19 protein-coding genes are annotated in these 20963 nt (G+C 73.3%); 4 read left to right on the forward strand and 15 right to left on the reverse strand.

The genetic code is table 11. The features are described from left to right. Position 1: 1 nt before the first annotated feature. Entirely contained in the window at positions 2-427 is a 426-nt protein-coding gene (locus F7Q99_RS10775) for a BlaI/MecI/CopY family transcriptional regulator (protein WP_153461039.1), read from the reverse strand. 299 nt (positions 428-726) lie between these two features. Between F7Q99_RS10775 and F7Q99_RS10780 the strand changes: the two genes are divergently transcribed. After that, the gene (locus F7Q99_RS10780; protein ID WP_326846519.1) at positions 727-1155 is read left to right on the forward strand and encodes a DUF7144 family membrane protein; all 429 of its coding nucleotides are present in this window, start codon (positions 727-729) and stop codon (positions 1153-1155) included. A 71-nt stretch (positions 1156-1226) separates the two neighbouring features. Here the strand turns inward: F7Q99_RS10780 and htpX are convergent, their stop codons facing one another. The 11 genes from htpX to F7Q99_RS10835 all read right to left on the reverse strand — a co-directional run bounded on the left by htpX (position 1227) and on the right by F7Q99_RS10835 (position 12214). Continuing rightward, on the reverse strand, positions 1227-2090 hold the full coding sequence (htpX, locus tag F7Q99_RS10785; protein WP_326846520.1) for a zinc metalloprotease HtpX: 864 nt from the start codon (positions 2088-2090) through the stop codon (positions 1227-1229). A gap of 129 nt (positions 2091-2219) precedes the next feature. Beyond that, a complete protein-coding gene (locus tag F7Q99_RS10790) occupies positions 2220-3845 on the reverse strand; it encodes an NADH-quinone oxidoreductase subunit N (protein WP_153461041.1) in 1626 nt (541 codons plus the stop codon). Position 3846: 1 nt separating this feature from the next. Further along, positions 3847-5403, reverse strand: coding sequence for a complex I subunit 4 family protein (locus F7Q99_RS10795; RefSeq protein WP_153461042.1), 1557 nt, complete (start codon positions 5401-5403; stop codon positions 3847-3849). A 56-nt stretch (positions 5404-5459) separates the two neighbouring features. Next, positions 5460-7529: an NADH-quinone oxidoreductase subunit 5 family protein gene (locus F7Q99_RS10800; RefSeq protein ID WP_153461043.1), complete on the reverse strand. Its 2070-nt coding sequence runs from the start codon at positions 7527-7529 to the stop codon at positions 5460-5462. Further along, positions 7526-7897 (reverse strand): NADH-quinone oxidoreductase subunit NuoK, encoded by a 372-nt coding sequence (gene nuoK, locus F7Q99_RS10805; protein WP_153461044.1) that lies wholly within the window; start codon positions 7895-7897, stop codon positions 7526-7528. Before nuoK ends, F7Q99_RS10800 begins: the two co-directional genes overlap by 4 nt. Further along, positions 7897-8595: an NADH-quinone oxidoreductase subunit J family protein gene (locus F7Q99_RS10810; protein ID WP_153461045.1), complete on the reverse strand. Its 699-nt coding sequence runs from the start codon at positions 8593-8595 to the stop codon at positions 7897-7899. Before F7Q99_RS10810 ends, nuoK begins: the two co-directional genes overlap by 1 nt. Then, positions 8592-9149 carry a NuoI/complex I 23 kDa subunit family protein gene (locus F7Q99_RS10815; protein WP_153461046.1) on the reverse strand — a complete coding sequence of 186 codons (558 nt, stop codon included), beginning with the start codon at positions 9147-9149 and terminating at the stop codon, positions 8592-8594. The genes F7Q99_RS10810 and F7Q99_RS10815 overlap by 4 nt, the downstream gene beginning before the upstream one ends. Continuing rightward, the gene (gene nuoH, locus F7Q99_RS10820; RefSeq protein WP_407697765.1) at positions 9146-10105 is read right to left on the reverse strand and encodes an NADH-quinone oxidoreductase subunit NuoH; all 960 of its coding nucleotides are present in this window, start codon (positions 10103-10105) and stop codon (positions 9146-9148) included. Before nuoH ends, F7Q99_RS10815 begins: the two co-directional genes overlap by 4 nt. Next, a complete protein-coding gene (locus tag F7Q99_RS10825) occupies positions 10102-11172 on the reverse strand; it encodes an NADH-quinone oxidoreductase subunit C (protein WP_326846521.1) in 1071 nt (356 codons plus the stop codon). The genes nuoH and F7Q99_RS10825 overlap by 4 nt, the downstream gene beginning before the upstream one ends. After that, positions 11169-11807 (reverse strand): NADH-quinone oxidoreductase subunit B, encoded by a 639-nt coding sequence (locus F7Q99_RS10830; RefSeq protein ID WP_153461047.1) that lies wholly within the window; start codon positions 11805-11807, stop codon positions 11169-11171. The genes F7Q99_RS10825 and F7Q99_RS10830 overlap by 4 nt, the downstream gene beginning before the upstream one ends. Then, a complete protein-coding gene (locus tag F7Q99_RS10835) occupies positions 11798-12214 on the reverse strand; it encodes an NADH-quinone oxidoreductase subunit A (protein WP_153461048.1) in 417 nt (138 codons plus the stop codon). Before F7Q99_RS10835 ends, F7Q99_RS10830 begins: the two co-directional genes overlap by 10 nt. 299 nt (positions 12215-12513) lie before the next feature. On the opposite strand from F7Q99_RS10835, the gene F7Q99_RS10840 reads away from it, so the two are divergent. Continuing rightward, positions 12514-13737 carry a sensor histidine kinase gene (locus F7Q99_RS10840; RefSeq protein WP_153461049.1) on the forward strand — a complete coding sequence of 408 codons (1224 nt, stop codon included), beginning with the start codon at positions 12514-12516 and terminating at the stop codon, positions 13735-13737. A gap of 171 nt (positions 13738-13908) precedes the next feature. Here F7Q99_RS10840 and F7Q99_RS10845 read toward each other — a convergent pair whose 3' ends face one another. Beyond that, positions 13909-15021 carry a S1C family serine protease gene (locus tag F7Q99_RS10845; RefSeq protein WP_195911216.1) on the reverse strand — a complete coding sequence of 371 codons (1113 nt, stop codon included), beginning with the start codon at positions 15019-15021 and terminating at the stop codon, positions 13909-13911. Positions 15022-15231: 210 nt separating this feature from the next. On the opposite strand from F7Q99_RS10845, the gene galE reads away from it, so the two are divergent. Continuing rightward, positions 15232-16218, forward strand: a complete 987-nt coding sequence (gene galE, locus F7Q99_RS10850) for a UDP-glucose 4-epimerase GalE (RefSeq protein ID WP_153461050.1) — start codon at positions 15232-15234, stop codon at positions 16216-16218. Positions 16219-16224: 6 nt separating this feature from the next. Here galE and F7Q99_RS10855 read toward each other — a convergent pair whose 3' ends face one another. Then, positions 16225-18612 carry an outer membrane protein assembly factor BamB family protein gene (locus F7Q99_RS10855; protein WP_326846522.1) on the reverse strand — a complete coding sequence of 796 codons (2388 nt, stop codon included), beginning with the start codon at positions 18610-18612 and terminating at the stop codon, positions 16225-16227. 448 nt (positions 18613-19060) lie between these two features. On the opposite strand from F7Q99_RS10855, the gene F7Q99_RS10860 reads away from it, so the two are divergent. After that, a complete protein-coding gene (locus F7Q99_RS10860) occupies positions 19061-19708 on the forward strand; it encodes a TetR family transcriptional regulator (RefSeq protein WP_153461051.1) in 648 nt (215 codons plus the stop codon). Between the two features lie 189 nt (positions 19709-19897). Here F7Q99_RS10860 and F7Q99_RS10865 read toward each other — a convergent pair whose 3' ends face one another. Further along, positions 19898-20842: a beta-ketoacyl-ACP synthase III gene (locus F7Q99_RS10865; RefSeq protein ID WP_153461052.1), complete on the reverse strand. Its 945-nt coding sequence runs from the start codon at positions 20840-20842 to the stop codon at positions 19898-19900. Positions 20843-20963 lie beyond the last annotated feature (121 nt).

The raw sequence follows: 20963 nt of genomic DNA on the forward strand, positions 1-20963 counted from the left end.
GTCAGCTCTCACGGTCGGCCGCTGCCGGATCGGCGGACGCGGAGTCGAGCAGCGCGCGCAGCAGCCCCTCGTCGTGCGGGAGCAGGGCGCTCACGAAGCTCGCCAGGACGGCGTCCCGGTCGGCCTCGCCGTCGAGCATCCGGCGCATCCGCAGCGCCGCCAGCCCGGCCGCGTCGGAGGACGCCTGCCACAGGTAGGAGCGGCCCGAGCGGGTCCGGGAGACGGCGTTCTTGGCGTGCAGCCGGGACAGGATGGTCATGACGGTGGTGTACGCCAGGTCGCCGTCCAGACGTTCCTGCACCCACCCCGCGGTGGCCGGGCCGGGCGCGCGCTGGAGCACGGCCAGCACCTGGGCCTCCAGCTCGCCCTGGCCGCGTCGCCGGGCGGGGGCGTCCCCGGCCGCCGGGGCGTGCCTCTCGTCTGCCATGACGGCCCACTCCCTCCGGATGCCGCGCCCCGGAGCTGCCGGGACACGCTGTTCATCCTAACGAGCGGCGCCCGCCCGACGAACCGGTCGACACCGGTGGTTCGCAGGCGTCCTGCCCCTCAGGGGGTCGGCCGTACCGGCGGGGTGGCCACGGCCCAGCGCTCGGCGCGCGCGGCCCCGTCACCCGGACGGGCGCGACCCGGTTGCCCGCCGCGGCGGCCCGACGGACGGTCGAATCCGCACGCCCGTTCGGCATGTCCGTTCGGCAGAGCGTGTCCGTTCGGCAGAGGAGGAACCCCGTGAGCAGTTCGAGTAGCCCGACCAGGCCGACCAGCCCGCTCAGGCCGGTGAACTCCGGATGGGTGACCGGCGGCGTGGTGTTCGCGGGCGTGCTGATGATGCTCAACGGCCTGCTCGACGTCTTCCGCGGCATCATGGCCATCGCCAAGGACGACGTCTTCGTCAGCACCCCGAACTACGTCTTCCGTTTCAACCTCACCGGCTGGGGCTGGATCCACCTGATCATCGGCCTGCTGCTCGCCGCCACCGGCTACTTCGTGGTGACGGGCTCCGCCTGGGCGCGGTACGTCGGCATCGGGCTCGCCTCGGTGAGCGCCGCGGAGTGCTTCCTGTCGCTGCCGTACTACCCGCTCTGGGCCCTGATCGTGATCACCCTGGACGTGTTCGTGATCTGGGCGCTCTGCGTCTACCGGCCCGAGACGGAGTGACCGTCCGCGCGCCCGTACCCGTCGCGGTGCGGGCGCGCCTCCTCGGCGTCGGGCCCGCGGCCGTCGGGCCCTCAGCGCCGGTACCCGGCCATGTGCTCCAGGCGGGCGATGCGCTCGGCCATCGGCGGGTGGGTCGAGAACAGCCTCGCGCCGGCCTCGCCCGGGCGGAACGGGCTGGCGATCATCATGTGGCTGGCGGTCTGGAGCTGCGGCTCCGGCGGCAGCGGCAACCGGCGCGTCCCCGCCTCCAGCTTGCGCAGGGCGCTGGCCAGGGCGAGCGGGTCGCCGGTGATCCGCGCGCCGTCGGCGTCGGCCTGGTACTCGCGCGAGCGGCTGACCGCGAGCTGGATCAGCCCGGCGGCCAGCGGGCCGAGGATCATGATCGCGAGGAACCCGAACAGGCCCGGCCCGTCGTCGTCCTCGCTGCGCCCGAACGGGATCAGCCAGGCGAAGTTCACCAGGAACATCACCACCGAGGCGAGCGCCCCGGCGACCGAGGAGATCAGGATGTCCCGGTTGTAGACGTGGCTGAGCTCGTGCCCGAGCACGCCCCGCAGCTCGCGCTCGTCGAGCAGCTGCAGGATGCCGTCGGTGCAGCAGACGGCCGCGTTGCGCGGGTTGCGGCCGGTGGCGAAGGCGTTGGGGGCGGGGGTCGGTGAGATGTAGAGGCGGGGCATCGGCTGGCGGGCCGAGGTGGAGAGCTCGCGGACGATCCGGTAGAGCCGCGGCGCCTCGATCTCGCTGACCGGCCGGGCCCGCATGGCCCGCAGCGCGAGCTTGTCGCTGTTCCAGTAGGCGTAGGCGTTGGTCCCGACCGCGACCAGCAGGGCGATCACGAGGCCGGTGCGGCCGAAGAAGCTCCCGATCACCAGGATGAGTGCCGAGAGGCCGCCGAGCAGGACGGCGGTCCTCAGTCCGTTGTGCCGACGGTGCACGTCAGGCCCTCCAGTGGTGCGGTGGGGAAGCCCTTTCTGCCTCGTCCCTCTTGCCCGGTCAACGGGCGGGGCCGGGGAGCTTGTTCCCTTGTGACCGACGCGACACCGCACCGGCGGCCCGGCGGCTGCTCAGAAGAGACTGCCGCCGGCCACCTGGAGGACGAGCTGCGGGGCGACCGAGAGGACCACGGCGGCCGAGGCGGTGAGGCTCAGCGTGGCGGTCAGGCTGACCGGCAGCCGGCGCTCGACGACAGCCTCGCCGACCGGCTCGCCCTCCGCCACCGGGGCGAACAGCCGGGCCGTCCAGAGGAGGTAGTAGTACAGCGCGACGACCACGTTGACGGCCATCACCACGGCCAGCCACCCGAGCCCGGCATCGACGGCCGCGCGGAACACCACGACCTTGCCGAACAGCCCGATCACGCCCGGCGGCAGCCCGGCCAGGCAGAGCAGGAAGAAGGCGAGCGCCAGCGCCGTCCAGCGGCGGCGGGCGAACAGGCCGCGGAAGTCATCCACGCTGGTCCCGGCCCGGCGGCCGACGGCGGCGACCACACCGAACGCGCCGAGGTTCACCACGCCGTAGATCAGCGCGTACGCGGCGGTGGCGCCGAGCGGGTCGGTGCCGGTGGGCGCGTAGCCGGCGGCGGCGAGCGGCACCAGCAGGTATCCGGCCTGGCCGACCGACGACCAGGCGAGCAGCCGCACCGCGCTGTAGCGGGTGTCGAAGCGCTGGCGCAGCGCGCCGACGTTGCCGGCCGTCATGGTGACGGCGGCCAGCACCGCGAGGACCAGGCCCCAGGTGTGCGCGTACGGGCGGAAGGCGATAGTGGTGGCGAGCGCCAGGCCGGAGAGGCCGGCCGCCTTGCCGACCACCGAGAGGTAGCCGGCCACCGGGAGCGGCGCGCCGGTGTAGGTGTCGGGCACCCAGAAGTGGAACGGGACGGCGGCCACCTTGAAGGCGAAGCCGACCAGGGTGAGGACGGCGCCCGCCTCGGCCAGCGGCCTGAGCTGCCCGGGGGCGTGCTCCAGGCCCTGGGCGACGGCACCGAGGTGCAGGCTGCCGCTGGCCGCGTAGACGAAGCCGACGCCGAGCAGCATCACCGCGGTCGCGGTGACGGAGGAGACGAAGAACTTCAGCGCGGCCTCGGCGCCCCGGCCGTCCCGGCGCAGCGCGACCAGCGCGAAGGCGGGCAGCGAGGCCACCTCCAGGGCGATCACCATGGTGGCGAGGTCGCGGGAGGCGGGCAGCAGGGCGGCGCCGGAGGCGCTGGAGAGCAGCAGGAACCAGTACTCCCCGCCGGGCAGCTTCTCGTCCTCGACGGTGTGCGCGGACAGCAGCGCGGCGATCAGCGCGCCGCCGAGCGCGAGCAGCTGGAACACCAGGGCGAAGTGGTCGGCGACGTAGGAGCAGCCCCCCGCGGCGGAGCCGCTGATGCCTGGAGTGTCAGTGACGCCTGCTACGTTCTGCGCACAGAACGTCGCCCGGGGTGAGCCCCCGGTGAGGGGGAGGAGCGAGATGAGCGCGAGGGCGAGTCCGGCCGCGGTGAGCCGGCCGAGCCACTTCTTGTGGTGCTCGGGCAGGAAGAGGTCGGTGACCAGCACCACGAGGGCGGCCACGGCGGCGATCAGCGGGGGCGCGATCGCCACCCAGTCCACGGACTGGATCAGGCTGCCCGGGTTGGCTACGGCGAGGGAGGTCACAGTGTGCTGCCCCGTGGAGTGAGGTCCGAGTGCGGCGAGCTGGGCTCCGAGCATGTCAGCCACCTCCGAGGAGGTGCTTGACGGCGGGATCGGAGAGGCCGAGCAGGAGCGCGGGCCAGAGGCCGGCGAGCAGGGTGAGGGCGGCCAGCGGCGTCCAGCTGACGGCCTCGTAAGGGCGCAGGTCGGCGAGTTCGGCCACCGGTGCGGGCTGCCTGGGGTCGCCCATGCAGACGCGCTTGACCACGATCAGGAGGTACGCGGCGGTGAGGAGGGTGCCCAGACCGGCCAGGACCATGTAGGTGACGAACGCGGGGCGCGACAGGCCGGCGGCCGGGTCGAACGCGCCGAACATCGCGAGCAGCTCGCCCCAGAAGCCGGCCAGCCCGGGCAGGCCGAGGCTGGCGACGGCGGCGAAGGCGAGCAGCGCGCCGATCCGGGGTGTCCGGCCGTAGAGGGCGGCGCCGATGCTGCCGGACAGGGTGTCGAGGTCCGCGGTGCCGTAGCGGTCCTTGATCGCGCCGACGAGGAAGAACAGCAGGCCGGTGATCAGACCGTGCGCGATGTTGGCGAACAGCGCGCCGTTGACGCCTGCCGGGGTGAGGGAGGCGATGCCCAGCAGGACGAAGCCCATGTGGCCCACGGACGAGTACGCGATCAGACGCTTGAGGTCGCCCTTGGCCCCGGAGCGGGCGAGCGCGAGGCAGGCCAGCGAGCCGTAGACGATGCCGACGGCGGCGAACGCGCCCAGGTAGGGGGCGAGCGTCGTGGTGCCGTCGGGCACGACCGGGAGGAGGACGCGCACCAGACCGTACGTACCCATCTTCAGCAGCACGCCGGCGAGCAGCACCGAGCCGACCGTCGGGGCGGCGGTGTGCGCGTCGGGGAGCCAGCTGTGCAGCGGCCAGGCCGGGGCCTTGACCGCGAGCCCGATCATGATCGCCAGCGCGGCGACGACCTGGGTGGTGTGGCTCAGGCCGCTGCCGTGCGCGGTGGCCAGGGCCTGCATGTCGAAGGTGCCCGCCTTGCTGCCGATCAGCAGGAAGCCGAGCAGCATCACCGCCGAGCCGAGCAGCGTGTACAGGATGAACCGGTTGGCGGCCGGCACCTTCGCGCCGCTCCCCCACCGGGCGATCAGGAAGTACATCGGGATCAGCACGATCTCGAAGGCCAGGAAGAAGAGCACGAGGTCCAGCACCGCGAAGGTGGCGAGCATGCCGACTTCGAGGAGGAGGAACAGCCCGACGAAGGACTTCGCGGACGGCGTGCCCTCGCCGTCCGGCAGGCGCTTCTCCGAGTACAGCGCGCAGAGGAAGGTGAGCAGCGCGGTGAGCACGATCAGCGGCAGCGAGACGCCGTCCACACCGAGGTGGAAGCGCACGTGGATGGCCGGGATCCAGGCCACGTCGGTGGTGGCCTGCATCCGGGCGGGCCGGTCGTGGTCGAACCCGGCCGCCAGCGCGACGCCGAGCAGGAACACCGCGCCGGTGACGACGGAGTTCAGCCGCAGCGCCCGTCGGTGGGCGGTGCCCGCGTCCTGGCCGAACACCGGCGCCAGGGTGAGAGCGGCGCCGAGCAGCGGCAGCACCAGGAGGGCGATGAGGACCGCGTTCATCGTGGGCTCCTACGTGCGACGGTCGGGGGGAAGGAGGTGGTGGACAGCAGCATCCGCTACACCGCCACCAGGACGGCCAGCAGGACGACGCCGGCGAGCAGCGCGCTGAGGTAGGTCTGCGCGTTGCCGGTCTGCGCGAGCCGGACGGCCCGGCCGAGCAGGTTGGCGCCGGCCCCGCTGCCGCGGACGTAGGTCTCGACGACCTCGCGGTCGAGGAAGCGGACCAGCTGGGCGGCGGCTGCCACCGGGCGGACGAACAGCGCGCTGTAGAGCTGGTCGACGCCGAAGCCGTGTCGGGCCGGGCCGAACAGCGGGCCGAGCAGGGTGCGCCCGGGGTCGGCGGTGATCACCTCGACGGCCGGGGCTCCGGCCTGCTCCGGTGCCCGGTCGGCGAAGGCCGGGGCCGGGTGGCCGGCGCCGAGCCGCGCGCTGGCGGAGCGCCAGGCTCCGTACGCCAGCAGCACGCCGGCCACGGCGAGCCCGGTGCCGGTGACGGCGGTGACGCCGGACGGCCGAAGCGAGCCGCCGTCCAGCAGCGCGGGCAGCCAGTCGGAGCGCAGCCCGGCGACACCGAAGCCCATGGTCGGGATCGCCAGCACCCAGAGCGGCCAGCGCATCGCGGGCGGCTCGGCGGTGGCCGGGTCGGCCTCGTCCAGCTCGGGCGAGTACGGCGCGTCGGCCTCGTGGTCGGCCGCCGAGGCTGCCGAGGCCCCCAGGACTGCCGGGGCCACCGGGGTCTTCGCCGGCGCCGCGGCCCCGGCCGGGCTGTGGAAGGCGACCAGGAAGAGCCGGGTGGCGTAGGCGGCGGTGAGCAGCGCGGTCAGTGCGGCCGAGATCAGCACGATCCAGCCGGCCGCCTCGGGAACGGCCGAGGCGGGGCCGAGGCCGTTGGTCATCGCCTCGCCGTTGGCGGCGTGCTCGGCGGCGGCGAGCACCGCCTCCTTGCTGAAGAAGCCGGAGAACGGCGGCAGCCCCACCAGGGCGACCAGCGCGATGCCCGTCGTCCAGTAGGCGTCCGGCACGCGCTTGCGCAGCCCCGGGATCCGGGACATCGCGGAGATCGAGTTGGTGTGCGCCGCGTGGATCACCACGCCGGCGGCCAGGAACAGCAGGGCCTTGAAGGCGCCGTGGCTGACCAGGTGGAAGACAGAGGCCTCGCGGTCGCCGCTGGCCAGCGCACCGGCCATGTAGCCGAGCTGGCCGACGGTCGAGTAGGCGAGCACCCGCTTGAGGTCGTCCTGGGCGAGCGCGCAGAGCGCCGAACCGATCATCGTCACGGCGGCCATCACCGCGAGCACCACCAGCGCCGCGCCCGACAGCAGGAACACCGGCAGCAGCCGGGCGACCAGGTAGATGCCGGCCGCGACCATGGTGGCCGCGTGGATCAGCGCGGACACCGGCGTCGGACCGGCCATCGCGTCCGGGAGCCAGGTGTGCAGCGGGAACTGCGCGCTCTTGCCGGCCACCCCGGCGAGCAGCAGCAGCGCGATCAGCGTCGGGTGGCCGAGCTTCCCGTCGGTGGCGGCGGCCAGCACGTCCGGGATCCGGAAGCTGCCGGCGTCGGCGCCGAGCAGGAAGATCCCGAACAGGAACGGCACGTCGCCGAGCTTGGTGACCAGGAACGCCTTCAGCGAGGCCGAGCGGGCGTCCGCGGTCTCCCAGTGGTGGCCGATCAGGAAGTACGAGCAGATGCCCATGACTTCCCAGCCGACCAGCAGCACGATCAGGTCGCCCGAGTAGACGACCAGGAACATCGCCGCGGTGAAGAGCGAGACCAGCGCCGCGTACGAGGGGTAGCGCGGGTCCTCCTTCAGGTACGCGGTCGAGTAGACCTGGACGCAGGTGGCGACCAGGCCGACCAGCACGGAGATCAGCGAGCTGTAGCCGTCCAGGTGGATGGCCAGGGCGATGTCCGGGCCGCCGGTCGGGGTGAGCCGGGTGGCGGCGTCGAGCGCCTGGCCGGTGCCGAGCTGGAGCGCGACCACCAGGGCGAGCACCGCCGAGACGGCGACCGGCACGATCGCCAGCGGACGGGCGAGTCCGGGCGCCTTCTTGCCGGTGGCCAGGGTCGCGGCCGCGCCGAGTGCGGGCAGCGCGGGGACGAGAACGGGCAGGGCGAGGTTCATGCGGCGGCCTGGCCCTTCAGCGCCTCGGCTCCCGGCGGCGCCTCCTCGGTCAGCGGCTCGGCCGGGTCGCCGAGCGCGGTGGCCCGGTCGATGTCCGCGGTGCCCCGGGCCCGGAACAGCAGCAGGACGATGGCCAGCCCGAGGCCGATCTCGGCGGCGGCGATGGTGATGGTGAACAGGGTGAGCGCCTGGCCGGCGTGCAGCGAGTCCCGCAGCCAGGCGTCGAAGGCGACGAGGTTCAGGTTGACGGCGTTGAGCATCAGCTCGACGGACATCAGCACGAGGATGGCGTTGCGCCGGGCGAGCACGCCGTACACGCCGACGCTGAACAGCAGCGCGGCGAGGACGGCGGGGTAGGCGAGGTGCATCAGCCCTCCTGCTCAGAGGTCGACGGAGCCGGAGCGGCAGGTGCGGCCGGTCGGGGCGCGGTCGCGGCGACGGTCCCGTTCGAGCCGACCGGCCGTCCGGCCCGCAGCTTGCCGGCCCGCGGCGCCGGCACCCGCCGCTTCGACCCGCGCGACAGCACGATCGCGCCGACCAGCGCCGCCAGCAGCAGCACGGACAGCGCCTCGAAGGGCAGCACCCAGGTGCGGAACAGGCTGGCCCCGGTGACGGCGGCCGAACCGCCGCCCGAGCCGAGGCCGATCCAGGAGGTCCGGAAGGCGTCGACGACCAGCGTCACCAGCGTCCCGGCGGAGGCCAGCGCCACCACGAGGGCGACCCAGCGGTTCCCGGAGTCGGCGTCCGGCGAGCGCCCGATCGGCGCCTTGGTGAGCATCAGCCCGAACAGGACCAGGACGACCACCGAGCCGAGGTAGATCAGCACCTGCACCCAGGCGATGAACTCGGCGGTGAGCAGCAGGAACTCGATCGCCAGCCCGCCGAGCGCGACCACCAGCCAGAGCGCGGCGTGCACCAGCTGCCGGGTGGTCACGGCGACGACGGCCGAGCCGAGCACGCCGATGCCGACCAGCAGGAAGACGATCTCCACCCCGGTCGGGGACAGGAACGAACGGGCGGCCGGCTCCAGCGAGCCGGTCGCCGCGAGCAGGGCGGCGCCACTCATTCGGCCCCACCCTTCTGCTCGGCAGCGGCCGCAGTGGCGGCCGCCAGCTTGTCCGCCGCCTTGCGCGCGGCGGCGATCTCCTTCGGCTCCTCGGCCGCCGGGTCCAGCGCCGGCGGCGCGGGGACGGTCCACATCCACTCGCGGAGCCGCTCCCGCTCATGGGTCAGCTCCAGGATGTCGGTCTCCGCGTACTCGAACTCCGGCGACCAGAACAGTGCGTCGAACGGGCAGACCTCGATGCAGATCCCGCAGTACATGCAGAGCGAGAAGTCGATCGCGAAGCGGTCCAGCACGTTGCGCGTGCGGGCGCGCGCGTTCGGGTCGGCGGCCGGCAGCGTCTCCTTGTGGGAGTCGATGTAGATGCACCAGTCCGGGCACTCGCGCGCGCAGAGCATGCACACCGTGCAGTTCTCCTCCAGCAGCGCGATCACGCCGCGCGAGCGCGGCGGCAGCACCGGCTGCACGTCGGGGTACTGCGCGGTGACGCTCTTCTTCGTCATCGTCCGCAGGGTCACGGCCAGGCCCTTGGCCAGACCGGTACCGGGGAAACTCATGAGATCGCCACCTTGATGATGCCGGTGAGGGCCAGCTGGACGAGGGCGAGCGGAATCAGCACCGTCCACGCGAAGCGCATCAGCTGGTCCTCGCGCAGCCGCGGGTAGGTCACCCGCAGCCAGATCACGACGAAGGACAGCGCGAGGGTCTTCAGGATCGTCCAGAGCCAGCCGAGCTGGTCCGGCAGCGGGCCGTGCCAGCCGCCGAGGAAGAGCACGACGGTCAGCCCGGACACCACCAGGATGCCCACGTACTCGGAGAGCAGGAAGAACGCGAAGCGCAGGCCGGTGTACTCGGTGTACGCGCCGAAGATGATCTCCGAGTCGGCGATTGGCATGTCGAACGGCGGGCGCTGAAGCTCGGCCAGACCGGCCGTGAAGAACACGAAGGCGCCGATGATCTGCCACGGCAGCCAGTACCACTGCCAGGCGTCCACGATCCCGGGCAGCGACAGCGTCCCGGCGGCCATCGCCACCGAGGCCGCGGCCAGCACCATCGGCAGCTCGTACGACATCAGCTGGGCGGCCGTGCGCAGACCGCCGAGCAGCGAGAACTTGTTCGCCGACGCCCAGCCGGCCATCAGCTTGCCGATCACGCCGACGCCCATCACGGCCAGCACGAAGAACAGGCCGGCGTCGATCGCCTGGCCGACGAAGCCGTCCGGTCCGATCGGGATCGCCAGCAGCACGAAAAGGTACGGCAGCAGCGACACGGCGGGCGCCAGCTGGAAGATCCGGCGGTCCGCCCCGGCGGGGACGATGTCCTCCTTCTGGGCGAACTTCACGCCGTCGGCGACGAGCTGCGCCCAGCCGTGGAAGCCGCCGGCGTACATCGGGCCGAGCCGGCCCTGCATGTGCGCCATGACCTTGTGCTCGGTCTGCCCGATGACCAGCGGGAAGACGAGGAAGACGACGAGCGTGGCGACGCAGCGCAGCACCGTGTCGAGCAGGTTCACGCGCCGTCTCCGTCCTGGTCGGCCGGGGCGGCCGACGTGTCGTCCTTCCGGTCCTTCTTCTCGGCCGGCTCCTCGGCAGGCTCCTCGACGGGCTTCGCGGGCTCGTCGTGCGCCGGCACCGGGTTGTGCCAGGGCGCGTCGGAGGACTGGGTCCGCGCGGGCGCCGGGCGCACGGCCTTCGGCGCACCGGGCTCGGCAACAGCCGGCTCGGAAGCTACCGGCTCAGCAGCAGCCGGCTCGGCGGCCTGGCTGGCCGACCCCTCGGAGACCGACCGGGTCCGCCGAGGACGGTCCGCCCGCACCGGGGGCGTGTCACCGCCCGCGTCCGCGGCCGGCTCCGCCGCCTGGCTGGCCGACCCCTCGGAGACCGACCGCGTCCGCCGCGGACGGTCCGCCCGCACGGGCGCGCCCTCGGCTCCGGCGGCAGCGGCCGCCCGTGGCGTCCGCGCCGCCGCGCCCGCCGCCCGCGCACCGCGCGCGGGCCGTTCGGCGACCGGCGGCAGGGTGCCCTTGAGCGGCCCCCACTCGTTCGGGTCCGGCACGCCGGCCGGCTGCATCTTGCGACGGGCCGGCCCGTCGCCGTGGTCCGACTCGCCCGGCTCCTTGGCGCCCGGCCAGGCCTTGGCGACCCGGGCCGCGAGGACGAACTCCTTGCGCAGCGGGTGCCCCTCGAAGCCGTCGGGCAGCAGCAGGGTGGCCAGGTAGGGGTGCCCGGGGAAGTCGATGCCGAACATCTCGTGGGTCTCGCGCTCGTGCCACGCGGCGCCGGCGTACACCGGCACGGCGGTCGGCAGCGCGGCCTTGTCCCGCGGCACGCGGGTGCGCAGCGCCAGGTGGCGCACCGAGTGCCCCTCGGCGGAGGCCAGGTGCGCGATCACGGAGAAGCCCTCGGCCAGCTCGTCGACGGCGCTCAGCCAGTCGAAGAAGCCGAGGCCCAGCACGTCACGGGCGTTGGTGAGCGCCTCGATCCAGTGCTCGGCGGGCACGTCGACGGTGATCAGCCCGTACGCCTCGGCGCCGGTCGCCCACTCCCCGACCGACGCCGCGTACTGCTCGGCCGTGGTCACGAGGCTCCCCCTTCCGAGGAACGCGGCGCGGCCACCAGCGGGCGGCGCAGCGCCGCGGCGGGCGCGGTGTAGCGGCCGGGCAGCGACTCGGCGGCGATCTTCTCCTGGAGCTTGAGGATGCCCTGGAGCAGCGCCTCCGGCCGGGGCGGGCAGCCGGGCACGTAGACGTCGACCGGGATGATCTGGTCCACGCCCTTGGTCACCGAGTAGGAGTCCCAGTAGGGGCCGCCGGAGTTGGAGCAGGCGCCGAAGGAGATGACGTACTTCGGCTCGGGCATCTGCTCGTAGAGGCGCTTGACGGCGGGCGCCATCTTGTCGGTCACCGTCCCCGAGACGATCATCAGATCGGCCTGCCGAGGGCCGGGGGCGAACGGAATGACACCCATCCGGATGAAGTCGTGCTTGGCCATGGACGCGGCGATGAACTCGATCGCGCAGCAGGCCAGCCCGAAGTTGAAGCACCAGAGGCTGTACCGCCGGCCCCAGTTGAGCACGACCTTGACCGGGTCCGGCGCGAGCCGGGCCAGCGGGCCGATGCCGCGCCGTTCGACGGCGCCGGGGCGCGCCGGGTCCGGGAGTCCCAGCGGAACCGGTCCGCCGGGGACGGCGTGCGAGTGGTTGTGCGTCACGTCCATTCCAGAACGCCCTTCTTCCAGGCGTAGAGCAGCCCGACCGCGAGGAAGCCGATGAAGAGGAACATCTCGATCAGCGTCGCGGCGCCGTACCCGGCGGTGGCGAAGACCGTCGCCCACGGGAACAGGTAGATCGCGTCGACCGCGAAGATCACGTACAGGAAGGCGTACACGTAGTAGCGGATCTGGGTGTGCGCCCAGTCCTCCCCCACCGGGTCCACGCCGCACTCGTAGGTCAGGAGCTTCTCCGGCGAGTACACCACCGGGCGCAGCAGCCGGTTGGCGGTGAACGCCACGGCGACGAAGAGCACGCCGATGACGGCGAGCAGGCCCATCGCGGCGTACGCGTCGAAGTAGCCGCTGCCGACCGCCGGGTCGGCCGCGACGGCAGCCGCCTGCTGCCCCTCCATGCCTTCGCCTCCACATCGGCCGTGAACCGCCCCTCAAGGCAGTTGTACGGCGTTTCTTTACACGGTCATAACCAATGGCCAATGCGTGAGTCTAAGGGGACGGCTCGGCCTCCCCCGAACCCTGCTCGCTCCGCAAGACACCACGTGGACATCCGGGGGACGCGCCCGCGCCGCCGCCGCTGCTCGGGCGGGGTGGGGATAACCCCCGCCCGGGGAGATGTATCACCCCCATGGCGCCGGCCGCTCCTGGTTCGGGAAGCTTGGGTCCCCAGCTCGACCCCGAGGGACGGTGGATCCAGATGAAGCCTGGGCAACGGCATGCCGTGGCCGCCGGCAAGGAGCAGGACGCACGGACGGAGCGCGCCCCGCTGTACGGCGCCCGGATGTGGCGGCAGGCCGGGCACCTGCTGCTCAACCTGCCGCTCGGCATCGCACGGTTCGTCTACACCATCACGATGGTCTCGGTGGGCGTCTCGCTGGCGATCACCGTGGTCGGTCTGCCGCTGCTGGCCGCCGGGCTGGCCGGCTGCCGCCGGCTCGGGGCGATCGCCCGCGGCCGGGCCCGCTCCGCGTACGGCTCCAAGGTGCGCGAGCCGGAGCCGGTGCGCCGGCGCCGGCCCGGCTTCGCGGGGTACGCGATCGCCCATCTCACCGATGCGCTGAGCTGGCGTTCGGCGCTCTACAACGTGCTGCTGCTGCCGTGGGGCGTGCTGAGCTTCGTCGTCACCCTGCTCTGCACCGTGGCGCTCTGGCCGGCGCTGCCGTGGGTGGTCCGGTTCCTGGCCACGGTGGACCGGATGCTGGTCGAGGTGCTGCTCCACCCGGGCGCCCTGTCCGAGCGCGTCCGCGAGCTGGAGGAGGACCGCGGCACCGTGGTCGACACCGCCGCCGCCGACCTGCGCCGGATCGAGCGCGACCTGCACGACGGTGCCCAGGCCCGGTTGGTCGCCCTGGCGATGGACCTCGGCATGGCCAAGGAGCGGATCCGCGAGGTGGAGACCCCCGAGGACATGGCCGCCGCCGCCGCGATGGTCGACAGCGCGCACGGCGAGGTGAAGCTGGCTCTGCGGGAGCTGCGCGACCTGGCCCGCGGCATCCACCCGGCGGTGCTCACCGACCGCGGCCTCGACGCGGCCCTCTCCTCGGTGGCCGCGCGCTGCACCGTCCCCGGCGGGGTCAGGGTGAACGTCGACCTGCGCGGGCCGGACGGCACGGCCGAGCGCCCGGACTCGGCGGTCGAGGGCATCGCCTACTTCACGGTCAGCGAGCTGCTGACCAACGTCTCCAAGCACGCCGGCGCCCGGACGGCCTCGGTGGAGGTCTGGCGCTCCGACGACCAGCTGATGCTGCTGGTCCAGGACGACGGCAAGGGCGGCGCGGCCGCCTGCCCGGGCAGCGGCCTGGCCGGACTGGCCGAGCGGGTGCAGGCGGTGGACGGGATGTTCGTGGTGGAGAGCCCGGCGGGCGGCCCGACGACCGTCGCCGTCGAGCTGCCCTGGCGCACTCGCGCCGCCCGCCACTGAGCACCTGCACGCGGCACGGCCTCGCGCAGCACGACCGCAGACGGCACGACTGCACGCAGCACGGCGCCGGGGCTTCGTCGAGGAGGTGACGAAGCCCCGGCGCCGGTCCGGTACGGCGGCCGGACGCGGGACCCTTGCGCGGTGTGTGCGCTCCGGCGCGCCGTACCGGGGTCAGGGCGTCGTCGTCTCCAGCGTGCCGAGGGTGACGTCGGCGGTCTGGGACTTGCCGTCCCGCGTGTAGGTGACGGTGACCTTGGTCCCCGGGGTGAGCGAGGCGAGCGCGGTGGTGAGGGCGTTCAGCGTGTCGACCGGGATGTCGCCGATCCTGGTGATGACGTCCCCGGGCTGGAGCCCCGCCGAGGCGGCCGGTCCGCCGGGGCTGACCGCCACGATGACCGCACCGGTCGGCTGGAACTGCTGGTCGAAGGCGGTCCGGGCGGTGATGCCGAGCGCGGCCCGGCCGGAGTTGGTGACCTTGCCCTGCTTGATCAGCTGGTCGGCGATGTTGGTGATGGTGGACGCCGGGATGGCGAAGCCGATGCCGGGTGCGGCGGCGCCGTTGGACATCGGCTCGGTCGCCGCGAGGGTGTTGATGCCGATCACCTGGCTGTCCAGGTTGACCAGCGCGCCGCCGCTGTTGCCCGGGTTGATCGCGGCCGAGGTCTGCACCATGTTGCCGATGGTGGCGCCCGGCGAACCGGCGGTCCTGGGCTCGGTGACGGTCCGCCCGATGGCCGAGACGATGCCCTGGGTGACGCTGCCGGCGAGCCCGAGCGGGCTGCCCATGGCGAGCGTGATCTGGCCGAGCTTGACCTTGCCCGAGTCGCCGAAGCTGGCGGGTCTGAGGCCGCCCGGCGGGCTGCCGAGCCTGATCACCGCGAGGTCGGAGTCGGGGTAGCTGGCGACCAGCGTGGCGTCCAGCGGCTTGGCGCTGTTGGCCAGCGTGACGATGAAGTTGGTCGCGGTGCCGACGACGTGGGCGTTGGTGACGATGTCGCCCTTGTCGTCGTAGACGATCCCTGAGCCGAGGCTCTCGCCGGTGGTGATCTGCACCACGGAGGGCAGCACGTCGGCGATCACCTTCTGGTAGGCGTCCTGGAGCTGGTTCCCGCCGCCCGGCTGGGAGGCCGGGGAGGAGGGCTTGGACGTGCCGGAGGAGGCCGCCGGGGAGCCCGGGGAGGAGGGCGAGGAGGACGAGGACGGGCTGCTGCTGCTGCACCCGGCCGGGGCGAGAGCGGCCAGCGCCAGGGCGGTCAGCGCGGCGACCGGGCCCGGGGCGTGCAGCCGTCCGTGGACGGCCTTCGGCCCGGTCGGCCGCGGACCGGCGGGGAGGGGGCTGTCGTGTTCCTTCGTTCGGCTCACCGTGGCTGCCTCCGATTCGTCACAAGGCTGAGAGCGCAGAAGTCTTTGTCAGCATTTCACCGAGTTTGTCCGAATCGGCGGCTCGACTCGCCTGACCGCCCGGACCCGTGCGGAACGGCCTAGGATCGGGCCATGACCTGGTTGATCACTGGTGGTGCCGGATACATCGGCGGGCACGTGGTCCGTCAGCTGCTCGACGCCGGCGAACGCGTGGCCGTCCTGGACGACCTCAGCTCCGGCCACCCGAGCCGGCTGCCGGCCGGCGTCGCCCTGGTCAGGGGATCCACGCTGGACCGGGCCGTGGTGGCCGCCGCCATCCGCGAGCACGCGGTGACGGGCATACTGCACTTCGCCGCCAAGAAGCAGGTCGGCGAGTCGGTCGAGCAGCCGTTCCTGTACTACCGCGAGAACATGATCGGCCTGCAGACCGTGCTGGAGGCCGCCGCCGACGAAGGGGTCCGGCGCTTCCTGTTCTCGTCCTCCGCCGCCGTCTACGGCATGCCGGACGTCGACCTGGTCACCGAGACCACCCCGTGCGCGCCGATGAACCCGTACGGCGAGACCAAGCTGGCCGGCGAGTGGCTGGTCGCGGCGGCCGGGCGGGCGCACGGCATCTCGACCGCGTCGCTGCGGTACTTCAACGTGGCCGGCGCCGGCGCGCCCGAGCTGGCCGACACCGGGGTCCACAACCTGGTCCCGATGGTCTTCGAGCGGCTCACGGCCGGCCGGGCGCCGCGGATCTTCGGCGCCGACTACCCGACCCCGGACGGCACCTGCGTCCGCGACTTCATCCACGTCGCCGACGTCGCGTCCGCCCACGTCGCGGCGGCCCGGCGGCTCGCCGAGGACCCGCCGGGCGAGACCGCGCTGGTGCTCAACATCGGCCGCGGCGAGGGCGTCAGCGTCCGCGAGATGCTGGCGCTGATCGGCGAGGTCACCGGCCGCGACACCACCGCCGAGGTGACCCCGCGCCGCGCCGGCGACCCGGCCCGGGTGGTGGCCTCGGCCGACCTGATCCACCGCGAGCTGGGCTGGCACGCCCGCCACGACGTCGCCGAGATGGTCGCCTCCGCGTGGGAGGGCTGGTGCCTGCGCCACCCGGAGGCCCGCCGGGCCTGACCCGTCCTACTGGGCGGGCACCGCCGTGCCGTAGAAGGCGTCCAGCGCGTAGACGCAGCGGTCCTTGGAACCGACGAAGACCCGCCCGCCGACCGCCACCGGGGAGCCGGTGAGCTCGCCCTTGGTGCCGAGCTCCCAGCGCAGCTGACCGGTCGCCAGGTCCACGGTGTGCAGCGAGTGGTCCCGGCTGCCCAGGTGGACCAGGCCGTCCGCGACCGCCGGTGAGCCGACGATCTCGCCGCGCGCGGTGTAGCGCCAGCGCTCCCGGCCAGAAGACGCCTCGAAGGCGTACAGCACCTCGCCGCTGCCGACCAGCACCATGCCGTCGCCGACGACCACCGGCTCGGCGCCCTGCCGGCTGCCGGTGACACCGCGCCAGCGGTCCCGCCCGGTGGCCGCGTCCAGCGCGTACACCGTGCCCAGGTAGTCGGCCACGTAGACCGCGTCGGCGTCCAGCGCGGGCGGGGTGAACAGCACCACCGGGGCCTCGAAGCGCCAGCGCTCCACGCCGGTGGCCGCGTCCAGCGCGTACACCCGGGTGCCGGCCGTCACGTACAGCACGCCGCCGCGCTCGACCGGGTGCGAGGGGACGTCCTCGCCGACCGGGAAGGACCAGCGCAGGCCCGCGCCGCGCGGGTCCACGCTGCGCAGCCGCCCGGCGCCGTAGTAGTACGCGGCGCCGGCCACCAGGACCGGGCCGGACTGCGGGTTCTCGTAGTCCTGCTGGGCGTCGTCGGCGCGCCACAGCTCGGCGCCGGTGGCGGCCGAGCGCAGCTGGACGCCGCCGCCCCGGACGCCGCAGCAGAGCACGCCGTCGGCGGCGGACAGCGAGTAGACCCAGCCGTCCAGCGAGGTGCGCCAGCGCTCGGTGCCGTCCGCGACGTCGACGGTGTACAGGTGCGGGCCGTCTGCGGCGTGCACCCGGCCGGCGTCCACGGCGAGCGCCCAGGCCACGTCCCGGGTCTTGTAGCGGCGCTGGCCGGAGGCGATGTCCAGCGCGTGCACCTCGAAGCTGGAGACGAACAGCGTGCCGTCGGCGACCACCGGGGTGCCCCAGACGTCGTTGGACATCCGGAACCGCCAGGGCCGCCAGCGCGGCGCCGGGGGCTGCGCCGGGGCCGGCTGCGGCGCCGTCCGCCGGACCCAGTCGGTCGCGGCCGGCGCGGCCCCCGGGACGGGCTGCTCGTGCTCGGCCCGCGGCCCCGGGCCTATCCGCACCGAGGCGCCGGGCAGCCGTACCTCGGCGCCGGCGTTGGTCGGCGCACGGTGCTTGTTGGGGGAGCGGATCTTCTCGGTGGCGATCTCGGCCTCGGAGGCCGTACCGGGACGGACCGCGTGCACCGGCCCGAACGGGGGCGGGGGCTGCCCGCCCGGATGCTGGGTGCGCGGGTCCGCCGGGCCGGGGCGCTGGGCCGGCACCTGCTGGTGCGACTGCGGCGGCTCGGGCCGGGCGGGTGCGGCCTGCGGCTCGGGCCGGGCCGGTGGGGGCGGCGGGGCTGTCGTGCGCCGGCCGCGCTTGCGCTCGATCAGCTCCAGCGCGTTGGCCGGGAGCCAGTCCCCGGCCTCGCCGGAGGCGTCGTCCCGGGAGAACAGGTGCGGAGCCAGCTCGGCCTGGATCTGCGCCGGGGTGGGCCGGTGCTCGGGCGAGGGCCGCATGCAGGCGCGGACCAGGTCCATCAGCTCGGGCGGCATCCCGGAGTAGTCGGGCTGCTCGCGCAGCAGCTGGAACACCGTCTCGACCGGGTTGGAGCCGCGGTACGGCGGGTGCCCGGTGGCGCAGAACACCATCAGCGAGCCGAGCGAGAAGACGTCGCTGGCGCCGCGCACGGTCCGGCTGTCCCGGGCCTGCTCGGGCGACATGTAGGCGGGGGTGCCGACGGCGACGTTAGTCATGGTGAGCCGAGTGCTCGACACGCCGGCCGCGATGCCGAAGTCGATCACCTTCGGGCCGTCCTCGACCACCAGGACGTTGGAGGGCTTCAGGTCCCGGTGGATCAGCCCGGCGGCGTGGATGGACTGCAGCGCCTCGGCGATGCCGGCGACCAGCCAGCGCGTGGCGTCCACCGGCAGCGGGCCGCACTCCTCGACCAGGTCCTCCAGGGACGGCGCCGGGATGTACGCCGTGGCCAGCCAGGGCACCCTGGCGTCGGCGTCGGCGTCCACGACGGCCGCGGTGTAGAAGCCGCCGACCGTCTTGGCCGCCGCGATCTCCCGGGCGAAACGGACCCGGAACAGCTCGTCCTCGGCCAGCTCCCCCCGGACGGTCTTGATGGCCACCCGCCGGCCGGAGGCGGAGCGGGCCAGGTAGACCAGGCCCATCCCGCCCGCGCCGAGTCGCCCCAGCACCTCGAAGGGCCCGATCCGCCTCGGATCGTGCGCCGTCAGCTGGTCCACTCCGCTGCCACCTCCCCGTTTCCGCACCCGCCGCGGGGTGCCGGACCCGATTCTCCATGGCGGCCCGGCCCATCTCCAACCTCACCTGGCCGGAGCCCGGGCAGAGGGTCCGGGCGGGCTCCGGGCGGACGCTGCCAGGTCAGTGGCGGCGGAACGGCCGGATTCTGACGCCAGCTCCGGGTCCGGCTTGCGCCCGGGCCGTCCACCGCTCTCACGGGCGGCCGATCACACACCTTCCGAATCCGTCACGCTCGGTCACCCGATCACCCCTCAGCGGACTCGACGTCACGCTGTGAGATCGAAAGCACACGGGGGGGCGACAACGAAGCCGCCAGAGCGCCGTGAATATCCGTCCGAAGTGCTTCGCGGCCCTATACCAACCCCCCCGGGCGGAGTAATAGTCGCATCACCGAATCGCGCCAAGATCGTGCCACGGTAAGCTGACGGCATGACAGGACAAGTTCGCACCGTCGACGGTCGCGTCGCCGGGCGACGCGGACAGGAGACGCGGCAGAAGCTGCTCGACTGCCTCCGCGAGATGCTCAGCACGTCGCCCTATCGGGACGTCAAGGTCATCGACGTCGCCCGTATGGCGGGTACCTCCCCCGCGACCTTCTACCAGTACTTCCCGGATGTCGAGGGCGCAGTCCTCGAAATCGCCGAGGAAATGGCCAAGGACGCCGACACCCTCAAAGAGCTGGTGACCGGAAAGTCCTGGGCAGGGAAGTCCGGACCGACCACTTCGGAAGAACTGGTCGACGGATTCCTCGCCTTCTGGCGCAAGAACGACGCCATTCTCCGAGTGGTCACGCTCGGTGCCGCCGAAGGGGACAAGCGGTTCTTCAAGATCCGCATGACCGTCCTCAACGCGGTCGCCAAGCCGCTCGCGGATGCCGTCAAGGAACTCCAGGCGAAGGGGCAGGCCGACAAGACACTCGACCCGAACGCCGTCGCCGGGGCCCTGGTCTCGCTGCTCGCCTCGGCGGCCGAGCACCAGAAGGCCTTCACCTCCTGGGGCGTCAAGGTCAAGGACCTCAAGCCCAATCTCGCTCCCTTGGTGTACCTGGGCGTCACCGGCAAGAAGGCGCCCAAGTAGACCACCCGCTCATCCGACCATCCGCTCCGCGCGCAGCCCCGGCCTCCTGTCCGGGGAACGACGGACGGCGGCCGTGTCCTCGGGGGAGGTCCGCCGACGTACCGCACGCGCACCGGAGCCAGACATGCCGGTGGGCGGGCGCCCCTCACACGGGGTGCCCGCCCACCGGCATGTTCGCGTTCCCGCCTCCTACGGGCAGCGCACCACCTGGCCGGCGTAGGCCAGGCCGCCGCCGAAGCCGAACAGCAGCACCGGATCGCCGGGCGACAGCTCGCCGCGCTCGACCAGCTTGGAGAAGGCCAGCGGGATGGACGCGGCCGAGGTGTTGCCGGACTCCACCACGTCCCGGGCGACCACCGCGTCGGGGGCACCCAGCTTCTTCGCGATCGCGTCGATGATCCGCAGGTTGGCCTGGTGCGGCACGAAGCCCTTCAGCTCGGACGGGTCGATCCCGGCCCGCTCGCAGGCCTGCCGGGCCAGCGGGGCGAGCTGGGTGGTGGCCCAGCGGAACACCGACTGGCCCTGCTGGCTGATCACCGGATCCCAGCCCGTGATCACCACGGCGTCGCCCCGCTCCGGCTCGGAGCCCCAGACCACCGGGCCGATGCCGGGCTCGGCGCCCTCCTCCTGGGCCTCCACGACCGCGGCACCGGCGCCGTCGCCGAAGATCACGCAGGTCGAGCGGTCGGTCCAGTCGAGGGTGTCGGACATCCGCTCGGCGCCGATCACCAACGCGCGCCGCGCCGCCCCGGCCCGGATCGCGTGGTCCGCGGTGGCCAGCGCGTACGAGAAGCCGGAGCAGACCGTGTTGATGTCGTACGCGGCGGGCGCGCGGACGCCCAGTCGGGCGGCCACGGCGGCGGCCGTGTTGGGGCTGCGCTCGATCGCGGTGCAGGTGGCGACGACGACCAGGTCGATCTCGTCGGCCGTCCGGCCGCTGCGGGCCAGCGCCTTCTGCGCCGCCTCGGTGGCGAGGTCGACGAGGGTCTCACCCTCGGCGATGTGCCGGGTCCTGATCCCCACCCGGCTGCGGATCCACTCGTCGGTGGTGTCGACGAGCGCCGCCAGGTCGTCGTTGGAGAGGACCTTCGGGGGCTGGTAGTGGCCTAGTGCCACAATGCGCGAACCGCTCATAGTGCCATGCAACCGGGTTACTCGCTGGTCAGCGGGGCGCGACCGGCTACAGGATCCGCCCCCTCGAACTGTAGGAGGCCCACAAGGGGCGTTGCGGCGCCTGGGTCGTGCGCCTCGCGCG

It is taken from the genome of Streptomyces kaniharaensis (genome assembly GCF_009569385.1).
Taxonomy (GTDB): Bacteria; Actinomycetota; Actinomycetes; order Streptomycetales; family Streptomycetaceae; genus Kitasatospora; species Kitasatospora kaniharaensis.

Coding starts and splice junctions, on each gene's coding strand:
- galE (WP_153461050.1), top strand. CDS start 15,232: ATGACCTGGTTGATCACTGGTGGTGCCGGATACATCGGCGGGCACGTG.
- F7Q99_RS10840 (WP_153461049.1), top strand. CDS start 12,514: ATGAAGCCTGGGCAACGGCATGCCGTGGCCGCCGGCAAGGAGCAGGAC.
- F7Q99_RS10860 (WP_153461051.1), top strand. CDS start 19,061: ATGACAGGACAAGTTCGCACCGTCGACGGTCGCGTCGCCGGGCGACGC.
- F7Q99_RS10775 (WP_153461039.1), bottom strand. CDS start 427: ATGGCAGACGAGAGGCACGCCCCGGCGGCCGGGGACGCCCCCGCCCGG.
- F7Q99_RS10865 (WP_153461052.1), bottom strand. CDS start 20,842: ATGAGCGGTTCGCGCATTGTGGCACTAGGCCACTACCAGCCCCCGAAG.
- nuoK (WP_153461044.1), bottom strand. CDS start 7,897: ATGCACCTCGCCTACCCCGCCGTCCTCGCCGCGCTGCTGTTCAGCGTC.
- F7Q99_RS10810 (WP_153461045.1), bottom strand. CDS start 8,595: ATGAGTGGCGCCGCCCTGCTCGCGGCGACCGGCTCGCTGGAGCCGGCC.
- F7Q99_RS10835 (WP_153461048.1), bottom strand. CDS start 12,214: ATGGAGGGGCAGCAGGCGGCTGCCGTCGCGGCCGACCCGGCGGTCGGC.
- F7Q99_RS10790 (WP_153461041.1), bottom strand. CDS start 3,845: ATGCTCGGAGCCCAGCTCGCCGCACTCGGACCTCACTCCACGGGGCAG.
- F7Q99_RS10830 (WP_153461047.1), bottom strand. CDS start 11,807: ATGGACGTGACGCACAACCACTCGCACGCCGTCCCCGGCGGACCGGTT.
- F7Q99_RS10795 (WP_153461042.1), bottom strand. CDS start 5,403: ATGAACGCGGTCCTCATCGCCCTCCTGGTGCTGCCGCTGCTCGGCGCC.
- F7Q99_RS10800 (WP_153461043.1), bottom strand. CDS start 7,529: ATGAACCTCGCCCTGCCCGTTCTCGTCCCCGCGCTGCCCGCACTCGGC.
- F7Q99_RS10815 (WP_153461046.1), bottom strand. CDS start 9,149: ATGAGTTTCCCCGGTACCGGTCTGGCCAAGGGCCTGGCCGTGACCCTG.